12 protein-coding genes are annotated in these 13,930 nt (G+C 38.6%); all 12 read left to right on the top strand.

The annotated features are described in order from the left end of the window. Positions 1-12 precede the first annotated feature (12 nt). Positions 13-1,395, top strand: coding sequence for a dihydrolipoyl dehydrogenase (gene lpdA, locus ACZ47N_RS03095; protein ID WP_464887682.1), 1,383 nt, complete (start codon positions 13-15; stop codon positions 1,393-1,395). Positions 1,396-1,568: 173 nt separating this feature from the next. Further along, positions 1,569-2,333 (top strand): alpha/beta fold hydrolase, encoded by a 765-nt coding sequence (locus ACZ47N_RS03090; RefSeq protein WP_464887681.1) that lies wholly within the window; start codon positions 1,569-1,571, stop codon positions 2,331-2,333. An 84-nt stretch (positions 2,334-2,417) separates the two neighbouring features. Further along, on the top strand, positions 2,418-2,798 hold the full coding sequence (locus ACZ47N_RS03085; protein WP_464887680.1) for an HIT family protein: 381 nt from the start codon (positions 2,418-2,420) through the stop codon (positions 2,796-2,798). A 138-nt stretch (positions 2,799-2,936) separates the two neighbouring features. After that, complete coding sequence (locus tag ACZ47N_RS03080) at positions 2,937-4,169, top strand: aminotransferase-like domain-containing protein (protein WP_464887679.1); 1,233 nt, start codon at positions 2,937-2,939, stop codon at positions 4,167-4,169. A 146-nt stretch (positions 4,170-4,315) separates the two neighbouring features. After that, positions 4,316-5,866 carry a PAS domain-containing sensor histidine kinase gene (locus ACZ47N_RS03075; protein WP_464887678.1) on the top strand — a complete coding sequence of 517 codons (1,551 nt, stop codon included), beginning with the start codon at positions 4,316-4,318 and terminating at the stop codon, positions 5,864-5,866. Between the two features lie 107 nt (positions 5,867-5,973). Next, entirely contained in the window at positions 5,974-7,566 is a 1,593-nt protein-coding gene (locus tag ACZ47N_RS03070; protein WP_464887677.1) for a methyl-accepting chemotaxis protein, read from the top strand. Positions 7,567-7,658: 92 nt separating this feature from the next. Beyond that, complete coding sequence (locus ACZ47N_RS03065) at positions 7,659-7,937, top strand: hypothetical protein (RefSeq protein WP_464887676.1); 279 nt, start codon at positions 7,659-7,661, stop codon at positions 7,935-7,937. A 57-nt stretch (positions 7,938-7,994) separates the two neighbouring features. Next, entirely contained in the window at positions 7,995-8,240 is a 246-nt protein-coding gene (locus tag ACZ47N_RS03060) for a hypothetical protein (protein WP_464887675.1), read from the top strand. 131 nt (positions 8,241-8,371) lie between these two features. Then, positions 8,372-8,524, top strand: coding sequence for a hypothetical protein (locus ACZ47N_RS03055; RefSeq protein WP_464887674.1), 153 nt, complete (start codon positions 8,372-8,374; stop codon positions 8,522-8,524). 329 nt (positions 8,525-8,853) lie between these two features. Then, positions 8,854-10,869, top strand: coding sequence for an ATP-binding protein (locus ACZ47N_RS03050; RefSeq protein ID WP_464887673.1), 2,016 nt, complete (start codon positions 8,854-8,856; stop codon positions 10,867-10,869). 3 nt (positions 10,870-10,872) lie between these two features. Beyond that, positions 10,873-12,231, top strand: coding sequence for a sigma-54-dependent transcriptional regulator (locus ACZ47N_RS03045; protein WP_464887672.1), 1,359 nt, complete (start codon positions 10,873-10,875; stop codon positions 12,229-12,231). Positions 12,232-12,518: 287 nt separating this feature from the next. Then, positions 12,519-13,913 (top strand): Na+/H+ antiporter NhaC, encoded by a 1,395-nt coding sequence (nhaC, locus tag ACZ47N_RS03040; protein WP_464887671.1) that lies wholly within the window; start codon positions 12,519-12,521, stop codon positions 13,911-13,913. Positions 13,914-13,930: the final 17 nt, after the last annotated feature.

Here is a 13,930-nt window from a genome sequence, read left to right as displayed (position 1 = left end):
AGGAGGCAAATCATGAAACTAGTTATTGTAGGTGGTGGTCCTGGCGGGTATGCAGCCGCCATCCGAGGAGCACAATTGGGGGCCGAGGTCACCCTTATCGAAGAACATAAAGTAGGAGGTGTTTGCCTGAACACTGGCTGCATCCCTACAAAAACATTGCTGAGAGCAGCTCGTTGGATTCATGAGCAGGAGAAAATGGAAGCCTATGGGCTTTCGGTCCAGATGTCTTTGGATTTTAAAGCATTGATGCAACGAAAAGAGGAAGTGGTGAAACAACTTACTACCAACATAGAAAGATTGCTGGCAGCACATAAAATCAACATAGTGCATGGAAGAGCCTTTGTTCAGAAAGAAAAAGCAGTGATCGTCACCACGGAAACAGGTCAACAAGAAATTCCTTACGAAAAGTTGATTTTGGCTACCGGTTCTCGTCCTATTATGCCACCAATTTTGGGGCTGGATTTGCCACAAGTAGTGGATAGTACTGGAGCTCTTTCTTTTCAAGAAACTCCAGAAGAGATAACGATTTTAGGTGGCGGCGTAATTGCCATTGAGTTTGCCATCCTATTTCAAGCCTTGGGTAGTAAGGTGACCATATTGGAAATGCTTCCTACCATCCTACCAAGAGAAGATGAGCTGGTGCAGCAAGCCATGACAGAAATCCTAAAACAACGTGGAATTAACGTATTTACGGGTGCTACCTTGAGTAAAGTAGAAAAAGATGAAGATGGTCTGAAACTGACAGTTAGAGGCGAAGGAGTTCCAGAAACAAAGAAAACTCAAAAATTGCTGGTAGCGACGGGGCGTCAACCCAATGTAGAAAATATTGGATTGGAAGCATTAGGAGTAGCCTTGAAAAAAAATGCAGTGGACATCAATGAATATTTAGAAACAAATATTCAAGGAGTTTATGCCATTGGAGACTGTACGGCTAAAATAATGTTAGCACATGCGGCGGCGCATCAAGGATTGTTAGCTGCAGAAAATGCCATGGGACATGGCAAAAAAATGGATTATCGATGTATTCCTGGTGGTTTATATACCTTTCCTGAAGCCGCCAGTGTAGGCATGACAGAACAAGAAGCTCAAGACAGTAGAGGCGATGTGAAAGTAGGATTATTCCCATATGAAGCCCTAGGAAAAGCCCTTGCGGATTACGAAATGGAAGGATTCATTAAGATTATTGCTACAGCTCATACAAACGAAATACTTGGGGTTCACATTCTAGGGGATAGAGCAACGGATTTGATCGCAGAAGGCGCCTTAGCCATAGGGATGGAGGCGTGTTTGGAAGAAGTGGCTCATCAAGTACATGGGCATCCTACTTTTAATGAAGGGATGGGAGAAGCTGCAATGGCAGCCTTGGGGTTTCCGATACACTTATTTCCTGAATGAAGTCCAATTTCATAGAAATGGTATGAATCAGCTCTCTGTCATGTAGCATAGGCAGAGGGTTTTTCTTTGGCTAAAAAATAGAGAAGATGCCATGTTGAGAAAGACGAATCTATGATAAAATAAAAGTCAGTGAATTCCAAAAAAAGCAGCAGTTCAGAAATGGAGTGACAATTATGAGCGAAAATCTTGAATTCCATCGAAATGGAGAAGGCCCCACACTACTCTTTCTTCACGGACTCGGCTCTAATAGACATTGTTGGGTGGATACAGTGGAAAAGCTAAAGTCAGACTATCATTGCGTGACCTTGGATCTTCATGGACATGGAGACAACCAAAAGGTACCAGATCTGTTAACAGTAGAAAGCGCTGCAGATGAAATAGCCCAGATGATAAAAAAAGAAAAATGGATGCCAAGTGCGGTGATAGGACACAGTTTAGGTGGCATGATTGGTCTGATGCTAGAGCTAAAAAACCCACAGCTCACCAATAAACTGATTGTCTTAGATACCCCTACCCGACAAATTCGTTTTTGGATTCTTAAGCGTATGGTAATGAATACCCTTGATAAAAACTTTGATAAAGCAATCGCCAAACAATATGCACATATGACTGGAGATATGGACTTATATCATCAACTGGTGGAAACGTGTAAAGAAACAAATAGAGAGGCCTATCTTCGTTTTATGAAGAGTCTTCTATATACAGAACTGCATGAAAAGGTAAAAAAAATAAGCGTGCCTATCCATTTGATTTTGAGTCGAAGTTTGGCTCCAACAGAAGCATTGAAAGACAAAGTGATTCAAAAATATGGATATGAACATTTGCCTAAAGAAAACATCCATCGAAGTATTAAGGCCGGTCATTTTACAATGATGGAAAAGCCAGAAGCTTTTGCTGAAACCCTTCGTAAAATTGTAGAAAAGAAAGTGGAAGCATGAGAATTCAGAATTTTATCGAACTGTTTGGTAAGAAGTGAAAATTAAGGGTATCACAAAAGAACATAAGGATAGGAGGTAAGGAGAATGAAATACTGCACATTCTGTGAAGAGGTTGAAAAAACCAAGTACTTAGAAAATGAATATGCCTATGCAGTGTACGATCTTTTTCCGGTAAATCATGGACATACCCTCATTATTCCCAAGAGGCACACAGAAGGCCCTTTCGATCTGGATTCAGAAGAAATTCTTGCCATTTACCAACTGATGAAGGAATGTAAAACAGTTTTAGATAAGGAATTTCAGCCAGAAGGTTATAATATAGGTGCTAACGTAGGAAAGGTGGCAGGACAGTCGGTTTTTCACCTGCATTTTCATATGATTCCTAGGTATAAAGATGATGTGGTTAAACCAAGAGGCGGTATCAGAAATTTCAAAGATCCATTGGTGGAATATCCAGAGTTCTAATACATCTGGGGAAGACAAATGTTTTTTCAGCGTTGACAATTCTCCTTGTATCATGTAGAATCAGAGATTATAAAAATCCAGCAAAGTACATGTCATGCTGAAAAATAACGTGCTTTGCAAGGAAAAGGAGTTTGTCATATGCCTAAATTTGCAAGTCGCATGAAATCAATGGAGAAATCTGCTGCTGTGATTCGGAATCTGTTTGGTGCCATGAACGATCCAGACGTTATTTCTTTTGGCGGTGGAGCAATAGCACAAGAGTGCTTGCCTGTTGAAAGGATTAGGGAAATAACCCAGGATGTATTACAAAGAGAGACACGAGGAATCGAAGCCCTATCTTATGGACCTGTGATGGGAATCCAAGATTTAAGAGAAGTGGCCATTAGTGATTTAATCGAACCCAAAGGGCTTCCAGCAAAAGTGGACAATACCATGATAGTGGCAGGAGGACTTGAAGCCATAAACCTCATGTGTCAGGTATTTATTGATCCAGGAGATGTTATTTTAGTAGAATCTCCTACGTTTGTTCATTCTGTTGAGATTTTTGATATGTTTCAGGCACGTTGTATAGCTGTTGAAACCGATGAAAATGGAATGAATATGGAAGATTTGGAAGAAAAAATAAAGAAATATCATCCCAAAATGATTTACTTGATTCCTACTTTTCAAAATCCAACAGGAAGAACCTTATCTTTGGAACGAAGGAAAAAAGCAGCTCTTTTGGCCAGTCAGTATGAGGTGGTGATGCTGGAAGATGATCCATATCGAGATATTCGCTACAGTGGTGTTGAATTGCCGCCAGTGAAAGCTTTTGATACGACAGGGAATGTGGTGATGGCCAATAGCTTTTCAAAAATATTTTCCCCAGGGAGTCGGTTAGGATACCTGGTAGCAGATGAAGAAATCATCTGTAAACTAGCAGATGCCAAAAGCGCTACCAATTCTCATACTGCGATTCTACCGCAGATCATATGTTCTGAATTTTTTCGTCGGGGCCATTATCCTGCTCATCATCAGAAACTTTGTGAAGTTCATAAAGAACGCCGTGACTGTATGCTACAATCCATTGATGAATTTTTTCCAGAAGGAACAAAACGAATAAATCCAGATGGAGGACTCTTTACTTGGGCAGAGTTACCTGCAGGCCTAAACACAACAGAACTTCTGATTGAATCTACACAAAACCCAGGGGTAAAGGTAGCCTATGTAGCGGGAGAAGGGTTTTTTACAGAAGGAAATGGAAAAGGAAACAATTGTATGCGGCTCAGTTTTGGAGCAGTACCCCCGAAAAAAATTCAGCTAGGAATAGAAAAACTTGGGACCTTGTTGAAAAGATATGATAGAAAGGTACCCATGTCTGTTGGGAGCTAAAAAATTTGAGCAAAGCGTTGCAGAAAAATGTCTGCAACGCTTTTAAATTTGATGCTTAAAAGTCATAATAGGGTAAGGAAGATACTAATAAAAGAATTGCAAACGGGTGGTACTTCTGAGACGATTTTGGCAAGGAGGGCTCTGTTGTGAAAAAGACTAAAGGACTAGAACGTGCAGAGAGAAAAGATTTGGAATGGAATCATATGATGCAAGAAATTATAAAGCATGATCCCAATGCCATAACAGTGCTTGATAAAAATCTTTATCATCTCTTTGTGAGTGATCGGTTTTTAAAAGATTACCAAATGGAAAGTCAGGATATTATTCATCGTCATCATTATGAAGTGTTTCCAGATATTCCGGAAAAATGGAAAAAAGCACATCAGAAAGCCCTAAAAGGTGAGGTCGTTCAAAGCAAAGAAAATAAGTACATACGAGAAAATGGATCGGTACAGTATACAAGTTGGGAATGCAGACCTTGGCACCGAATAGACGGTGAAATTGGTGGTATTGTCCTGTATACAGAGGTAGTAACAGAGTGGGTGGTAGCACGAGAAAAAATACGGGAAAGAGAATTGTTTTTACAATCTATCCTAGATACCATTCAGGATGGCATTTGCGTAATGGATTCGGATCAAAAATTGATTCGGGTAAATGAAACGATAAAGCGTTGGTATAAAGACGATTTGCCCCTAGAAGGCAAACGATGTCATGACGTGTATCGAGGGAGCAATGACATATGCGATGGTTGTTCGGTGAAGCAAGCCATGAAATCAAGGAAGTTAGAAATGACGGAAGTTAGTCGGACTCTTCGTACCGGAGAAATAAAAGTCATGGAACAATATGCATACCCAATGATAGATGACAAAGGCCAGGTCATTGCAGTGGTTCAATATATAAGGGATATTACTAGACAAAAAGAATCGGAAGCAATGCTGAAAAAAACCAACGAACAGCTTCAACTAGCTAAAGAAGCGGCAGAAGCAGTAAATGAAGCTAAGTCTCAATTTTTAGCGAATATGAATCATGAGCTACGTACCCCTATTAACGGATTGATGGGGATGCTACAGTTGTTAAAAATGACTGAAATTTCTGAAGAGCAGGCGGAGTACTTAGAATTATCCATGAATGCGTGCCAATCACTGACGAAGGTGATACAGGATATTCTCAACTATGCCAAGCTAAAGCAAAAGAAAGAGGATTTGATTGAAGAAGTTTTTTCACCAAAGACAGTGCTTGGTGAAGTCATGGAATTGTATCTTATTTCAGCCAACCATAAGGGTTTATTCATGGAAATGGAGATAGACGAAAGTGTTCCGCAAAAGTTAAAGGGAGATGGGTATAAACTAAAAAGGATCTTAAATAATTTATTGGGAAATGCTGTTAAATTTACAGAAAGAGGAAAGATACAGCTTTCGGTGTTGGCAGAAGAATCTTTTCAGGAGTCACAGATAAAGACCATATGGAGAATTAGTGACACTGGAATTGGAATCCCGAAAGAAAGAATAGAGGTTATTTTTGATGGTTTTAAGCAGGGAGACAACTCCCACACTCGTCCTTATGGTGGCGTAGGACTTGGTCTTTCGACGGCCCAAGAACTTGCTGAACTCATGGGTGGAAGGGTATTCGCAGAAAGTGTTCCAGAGGAAGGGAGTATCTTCATACTGGAATGTGAAATGAAAGTAGAAGAGCGATGAGAAGTATTATAACGTGCAGTCAGCAAAAAGGGAGGGTATACAACAGATATAAAGCCACTAATACAAAGAAAAACAAAGATAGTTGATTGAAAAAGGAGATGATGAATATGAAAGAGAGTAAAGTGCCTATCTTGGGGAGGTTTGGAATTCGTGCAAAACTCCTAATAAGTACTATTGTAGCCTTGCTTATTAGTCCAACCATTGCTGTCTATATGAACACTTTACTTCAGCGAATTGATATTTTTGCTGGAAGCAATTATGCTGTTCAGATTGCAACTGTCATTAACATTGGAACCGTCACCACAGTGATTATGTTGTTAACCGATTATATTGTTTTGAAACCATTAAAGAGGATTATTTCGGTAACGGATGATATTGCTGGTAATCTTTCACTAAACAGACGGATAGAAATTAAGAGCCAAGATGAAATGAGGGTTTTGGCGAGCACAATTAATCAGTTTGTAGAAAGTATTCACCATAGTGTTGATGAAATCGATGAAACTACTGGTACGTTGAAAAAAACTTCTCAAAACCTAGGAGATGTGGCTACTACTTTGGCAGCTGGAAGTCAGGAGTTAAAAGCTTCTATGGATAATGTGACTTGTTCCATCGAAAAGATTGTTGACGGGACTTCTGGAGTAGCAAAGGACACAGAAGAAGTAGAAAAAAGCATACAGGAAATTGTAATTGCTATTGAAAATGTCAATGAAACTGTTGGTAATATGGTTTCGGCTACAGAACAAACATCAGCAGGTGCCGCATTGGTTGAAGATTTGATTTCTAACATATCCCACAAACTTCAAAATAGCAATCATTCCACAGAACAAGTGGCCAAGTCTATGAACAACGTTATGACGGCGGTGAAGGAAATAGACACTTCTCTTAATGAAGTCAGTAGGAACTGTGAAAAGTCTACCCACATCTCTGAAAAGGCACAGAAAGAAGTGAAAGAAGCAAATAAAGTGATTGAGGATATGGACCGTGGATCCACTGAAATAGGAAAAATTCTAAAAGTAATTAAAGATATTTCTGACCAGACAAATATGCTAGCCTTAAACGCTGCTATTGAAGCTGCAGGTGCAGGAGAAGCTGGTAAAGGTTTTGCTGTAGTTGCTAATGAGGTAAAAGAACTGGCAAAGCAAACTGTGGATGCAACGGAGGACATTCGTGCTCAGGTTGAGCGGATGAAGTCCAGATCTGAGGTGGCTGTAGAGGCCATCGGGTCTATTACAAAAGTGATTGATGACATTGGAGAAATAACTGGAGTAATTGCAACATCAGTGACAGAACAATCAGCAACTGCGGGGAGTATTTCAGATTCTGTGGTGAGTGCTTCAGAAGAAGTTGATAAGGTTACACAAGAAGTGGTAGGGATAACCATGGACGTGAAGATGGCGACTCAAAGAGTGAAAGAAATTGCTGACGGGATAAATGATCTAGCACGATCTGCTTCTAGTATTTCTGATTCCACTGAAAATGTGACAGATAATGTTGAAGCAGTTTCTGAAAAAATAAGAAGTGTAGCGGATACTTCAACTAAAACAGCTTCTGGAGCCCAAAATATTGGAACAAGTGTAAAGGATGTGAATCAAAGTTCTGAAGATAATGCAATAAAAGCAGAAGAAACCAGTCATACTGCTGCTCAAATTGGAGATGTAACAAAATCCCTTGAACAAATAGTAGCCCGATTTAACCTATGAAAAGGATCTTGTGGATTACCATCGACCTTTGCATCAAAGAACTAACTATTTCTGATTAGAAACTATACGGAAGAAAGGGAGGGTGAGTAAAAATGAAACGAATATTTCGGATAAGCATTATGCTCGTGTTAATACTGGCATTGGTGACATCAAGTGTTCAGGCAGTTCCATCACCAAGAATGCTGCGGCAAACAGAAAGTGAAGAACAAAAGGAAAGATGCGGATCAGAGAAAGAGCTGCCGCCTGGACTTCGTGGTAAAGGCATACCTCCAGGACTGGAAAAGAAAGACGGTTTACCACCAGGATTAATAGAAAAAATAAATGATTTACCAACAGGTATTCAGATGCGATTTAAAGATGTACTGAAATAGGAAGATTTATGAGGATCAGAAGTAGAATCCATTCAGGTAGAAGGACCTGATTATGTAGTGATTTCAAAAGAAAAAGATGGTTTAGTAGTCAAGTATAGCCCTGTGGTAAAGGATCAGTACAGGCGTACTATGGATGAAGAAGGTCCATTGAAATTAATAAACCCTAAGGAACTGAAAGGCATTTACTTTGATAATAATGAAAATAAAGTTGGTGAACTTTGTGTTACGTATGATGCAGACCCTGGCGAAATTGAAATGGAAGCTGTTTCAATGAGTGATAAAAGCGTTTCAATATGGTTTTAGATGGTAACTCTGATCATGATGAGGACAATGCAGAGGAAAAATTAGATGGCTTGGTGAAGGTTGAAAAGGATGCTTTTATTCAAGCTCGTAGCAACACACTGAAGAATTCAGTCGTAGGATTTGGTATATGAATGGAAGCTTATGAGGAAGATCAACAAAAGTATTTTGAAGATGAAAAACAATGTACTGAGCATAATATATTCCTAAATACTGACCAAAAAGTTATTTTTTATGATTATAGTGATGAAGGGAAGGTCCTTTATCTGCTGGAAGACGAACAATAAACTACAGCGAAGTATTTGAAACCATTGTTGATTATTTTATTGCCATCGCCTATTAGTGATTGAAATGAAGATAAAAAGCTAAAAAGAACAGTAGGCGCATTGCCAATTGGAAATGCGCTTTTGTTATCAAAAAATCAGCAGATAATATTGATGTAAGAGTCGAGAGATTCACGTAGGTATCTGTTAGAGTGGTGAGACGAAGGTTCTAATGGAGACTTAAAGCTATCTTTTATCTTTATAAAAGGAGATTCAAATGTTATGTCGAATAATAGTAAAGAAGGAATAAAAATGCATTAGATCATCATGTTAAGTGGAGGTAGAATAAGTGTATGCGAAAAAAATATGTTTTAACGAGTATCCTCCTGATCCTGTTAATCATAGCATCGGTGAATACAGTATTGAAAACTGGATATAACACTAGTATTTCTGAATTTTTGGGTACAACGGCTCGTCTCACAGAAGAAGAACGGCAATGGCTACAGTCCTATGGAGATATTATTTACGGATCCGATCAATATGCACCGCCGTTACGTTATCAGGACAAGGAAACCTTACAATATAAAGGCATTATGGTGGATTATATTAATGCACTTTCCATAGAGTTGGGAAAAGAAATACAGGTGAAACCCCTGGTATGGGAAGAAGCCTTGGAAAAATTAGCGAAAGGAGAAACGCATATTGCGGATATGTATCCCTCAGAAGAACGAGGGGAACATTATTTGTTCACCAAACCAATTTATAACCAAAGAGGAATTATTCTTATACCCGTAGAAAATAATAAGATTAAACACTATCATCATCTAGCCCATAAAACCGTTGCAGCACAAAAAGGGGACTATGTTAACGGTTTCTTGCTTGATAAGGTCGATCACATTGAGTTTCATCACGTTCCCAATTATAATGAGGGAATAAAGTTGCTGAAGCAAGGAAAAGTGGATGCTGTGGTTGGAGATGAACCCGTTATAAGCTTTATGGTGGATAAGATGGGCATCAGTGATCAATATAAAATAGCAGAGTACCCACTGTATGAAATCGAGAGTGTTTTAGCAGTGCCAAAATCTGAGACGAAACTTCTGAGTATTCTAAACAAAGGGATTACAAATCTTAATCAAAAAGAAACCATGACCGATATTCAGCGAAAATGGTTTGGAATATCCGCACCATTTATTAAAGAAAGGGTTTCTGAAAGAATGATTTTACAAGTTGGTGGGATTCTATCGGTTACTGTGATGGCTTTTGTTTTGATTTACGCTTGGAATCATCAGCTCAAAAAAGAAGTTGCTAAAAGGACAGAAGAGCTATATGTGAGCAGGCAGGACTTGGAAACAACCTTTAACGGATTAACTCACTTGATGATTGTAGTGAATAAAAATTGTCGGATTTTGAACGTGAACAAAGCATTTTGTAAATTAGTACAGGAGCATTCAGATATCATAATCGATAAAAACTGTAGCGACTATCCTGGACTGTTGCATAGGAATTGTGAGGAATGCCTAATAAAAAAAACCTTAAGAAAAGAAAAAGATTACCAAAAAGAATTTGAGTATGAAAATCGGATTTACGAAAAAAGCACATTTCCATTAAAAGACAAAGAAAGAAAATCTCACCGAGTGTTAATTATGATCAAAGATATTACAAATCTTCGCATCAGCGAACAACAGCTTCTGCACTCAAATAAAATGGCAGCTGTGGGTCAATTGGCTGCAGGAGTGGCTCATGAAATCAGGAACCCCATGGGTTTAATTCGAAATTACTGTTATCTCTTAAAAGACAATATAGATATGAAAGATAGGTTAAATGTAAAAGCCGTTCATGTTATTGAGAGTTCTGTGAAAAAAGCCAGTGATGTAATTGAAAATCTACTTAATTTTTCTAGAATTACTGGGGATCATGTGGAATATGTTCACATCAAAGACGTTATAGAGAGTGTTATGAAACTGGAGTATAAAGAAATGCAAAACCAGAACATACAAGAGACAGTGATATGCAGTGAAGATAACGAGTGCTACGTAAATCAAGAAGCATTAAAACATATCCTTATTAATTTAATATCCAACGCCATTGATGCCATGCCAGAAGGCGGGGACATAACCATCCGTTGTGAAAAAATGCAGGATATCTTACGGCTCTCCTGTACAGATACGGGGATTGGAATTAAGCCGACAGAACAGGAAAAAATATTCAATCCATTTTTTACAACAAAAGCTATAGGAAAAGGAACTGGTCTTGGGCTATACGTTGCATACAATGAAGTTAAGAAACTGGGAGGCAGTATATGGGTGCATAGCCGTTTGGGTGAGGGAACCACTTTTTTTATTGATCTGCCGCTGGAAGGAGGCGAATAGAGAATGAGTCATCAAAAGAGCCTTTCGATTTTGATTGTAGATGATGAAAAAGACTATAGAGAAGTTTTAAAGACCATTATAGAGAAAAAGGGGTATCGAGCCGATACGGCTGCTAGCGGAAAAGAAGCCTTGGAAAAATTGAGAAATAAATCTTACCATTTGGTATTGACAGATCTAATAATGGAAAACATGAATGGGATTGAATTATTAGAACAAATTAGCAAAGACTTTAGCGAGATAGAAGTAATTATTGTGACTGGTTATGGAACTATTCAAAATGCAGTGGAAGCTATGAAAAAAGGAGCCTTTACATATTTTATAAAAAGCCATGATCCAGAGACTTTGTTAATGGAAATTCACAGAATAGAAAAATTAACTTTTCTGGAGAATGAATGCGAAGTATTAAAGAGTATGCGTCCTAATATTGAGTGCATGGTAAATACGAAAAATAAAAAGTTTCAAAAGGTCTTGGATATAGCTGAAAAGACTTCAGAATGCAATATAAACATGCTAATTATTGGTGAATCTGGAGTAGGGAAAGAAGTAATGGCGGATTACATCCATCAATCCAGTGATCGAAAAAACCGCTGTATTATTGCAGTGAGTTGCCACGCTTTATCAGAAAACATGCTTGAGTCAGAGCTTTTTGGCCATGAAAAAGGGTCGTTTACCGGCGCTATTGAAAGAAGAAAAGGGAGATTCGAAGCAGCCCATGGCGGTACGCTTTTTTTGGATGAAATAGGAGAACTTTCTTTAAATACACAAGCAAAACTACTGCGGGCCATCGAAACAAAAAAAATAGAAAGAATTGGCAGTAACAAGTCAATAGACGTAGATTTTCGTTTGATTTGTGCAACCAACCAAGACTTACGTCAAGCTGTATCGAAAGGAACTTTTCGTGAAGATCTATTTTTTCGGATCAGCGCCATTATCATTGATATTCCGCCTTTGAGAGAACGAAAAGAAGATATTGTTGACTTAGTTAGCTATTTTGTTAAAAAATCTGAAAAAGATCTTAAAAAAAGCATTATTCATATAGAATCAGGGGTAATGGATTTTTTGATTACTTACGATTATCCAGGCAATATTCGAGAATTAAAGAACATCATCGAACGATTGGTGGTATTGTCATCGGAGGGCATTATTAAAGAGTCTGATTTACCAGAAGCACCAAAAAGTAGTGGTTGCCATAAGGGATATGGGGTCATCAAGCCATTAAAAGAGATGAGAAAAGAATTTGAAACCCAGTATATTGAAGAAGTCTTGAACCGATGCCAGCAAAACACTTCTGAAGCTGCAACAAAACTTAACATTAGTCGTAGACAGCTTTTTAATAAAATGACAGAATATGGCTTAAAATAAATGTAAATTTGCCAAGAGTTGGAAAAAAGTTTCATTGGATGGAAGTATTTTTCATAAGAAATGGAAAAAAGTTTCCGATTTCAAAAGGATATGCAATGAGCATATCCTTTTTGCGGTGAAAGAGCTTGATAAAAGCCGTTAGTGACCAATAGTCAGAAATGGCACACTACTTGCTACGTATTAAAAGGGAAAGACGTTTGGCGGATGAAAAGTCAAGAAAGGAGGCTTAGATCCACAAAGAAACTAGATGCTAGTCTATGCTACTGAATTAGGTGAGGAGGAATAAAATGACGAATAGAAACGAAATACTACCCAAAATGTGGCAAGTGTTATTTGTGTTAGGTGGTTTTTTAGTATTGGCCTTTATTTTTATTTCATCAGGAATTGGGGTGCAATTGGCTCTATTCGGTGGATGGTTTCTAGCCTTTGCAGTTGGAAAATCCATGGGAATGGCATATGAAGACATGGAGAAAGCCGCCATCGATGGAATTGCTAATGGAATGAATGCTATCTTGATCTTGTTGACAGTGGGAGCGCTTATTGGAACTTGGATTTCAGGTGGTATTGTACCGAGTTTTATTTACTATGGGCTTCAAACCATTCATCCATCCATATTTTTGTTGGCAACTTTATTGATTACATCCATTACCTCTTTGACAACTGGAACATCATGGGGGTCAGCTGGAACTGCTGGAATTGCAATGATGGGTATTGGAGCTGGACTTGGGATGCCACCGGCCTTAACGGCGGGTGCTGTGATTTCAGGTGCCTATTTTGGAGATAAGCTTTCACCAGTGTCAGACAGTACGATACTGACAGCATCGATGTCGGATGTAGATGTGATAGATCATGTAAAAGCCATGATTCCTGTCACCGTACCAGCGTATCTCATTACATCCGTAGCTTTTACCATCGTTGGATTTCGTTATAGTGATGGTGCAGCAGATTTAACACAGGTTAATGTTGTGATGGAATCCATCGAGAGCATTTTTAATGTGAGCTTATTATCACTGATCCCAATGATGCTGATTATTACCTTGTTGGTTATGAAAAAGCCAGCCATTCCTGTGATTGCATTTGGCGCGTTTTTAGGAATTGTGTGGGGGGTAATTTTCCAAGGATTACCAGCAACCCACGCGTTGACAACAGCTTGGGCACAAATTCCACAGGATACAGGATTAGAATTTATTGATAACATTTTAAGTCGTGGTGGAATGTCCTCCATGCTTGGTTCTTTGGCTATTATAATATTTGGATTGGGATTTGGTGGCTTACTGGGAGAGATAGGAATACTTAAGAAATTAACAAGAGTATTATTGGATAAATGGGTAAAAAATGCAGGAACTGCTTCGGTGGCCACTATTATTACTGGTTTTTTTGGTAATTTCTTTGGGAGTGGCATGTATGTTGCGTTAATTCTGACGCCAAAGATTATGAGTGAAAAAACAGATGAATTAGGATTGGATAGACGCGTGCTTTCTCGGAATGCTGAATTTGGTTCAACTCTAACCTCTGGAATGGTTCCCTGGAGCGATAATGGTGTATATATGGCGGGTATATTGGGTGTATCAACCTTAGAGTATTTACCTTTTATGTGGCTAGCCTTTTCATGTATTATTATTAGCATTATCTACGGGTTTACCAATAAATTTCTTTATGACTCCACTATTCATAAGGCTTAGGGAGCAAAACCCTCGCA

Source organism: Tindallia texcoconensis (assembly GCF_055383815.1).
The sequence above is the reverse complement of the archived record's forward strand: the minus strand, read 5'-3'. Positions and strand labels throughout refer to the sequence as shown.

Coding starts and splice junctions, on each gene's coding strand:
- lpdA (WP_464887682.1), top strand. CDS start 13: ATGAAACTAGTTATTGTAGGTGGTGGTCCTGGCGGGTATGCAGCCGCC.
- ACZ47N_RS03090 (WP_464887681.1), top strand. CDS start 1,569: ATGAGCGAAAATCTTGAATTCCATCGAAATGGAGAAGGCCCCACACTA.
- ACZ47N_RS03085 (WP_464887680.1), top strand. CDS start 2,418: ATGAAATACTGCACATTCTGTGAAGAGGTTGAAAAAACCAAGTACTTA.
- ACZ47N_RS03080 (WP_464887679.1), top strand. CDS start 2,937: ATGCCTAAATTTGCAAGTCGCATGAAATCAATGGAGAAATCTGCTGCT.
- ACZ47N_RS03070 (WP_464887677.1), top strand. CDS start 5,974: ATGAAAGAGAGTAAAGTGCCTATCTTGGGGAGGTTTGGAATTCGTGCA.
- ACZ47N_RS03065 (WP_464887676.1), top strand. CDS start 7,659: ATGAAACGAATATTTCGGATAAGCATTATGCTCGTGTTAATACTGGCA.
- ACZ47N_RS03055 (WP_464887674.1), top strand. CDS start 8,372: ATGGAAGCTTATGAGGAAGATCAACAAAAGTATTTTGAAGATGAAAAA.
- ACZ47N_RS03050 (WP_464887673.1), top strand. CDS start 8,854: ATGCGAAAAAAATATGTTTTAACGAGTATCCTCCTGATCCTGTTAATC.
- ACZ47N_RS03045 (WP_464887672.1), top strand. CDS start 10,873: ATGAGTCATCAAAAGAGCCTTTCGATTTTGATTGTAGATGATGAAAAA.
- nhaC (WP_464887671.1), top strand. CDS start 12,519: ATGACGAATAGAAACGAAATACTACCCAAAATGTGGCAAGTGTTATTT.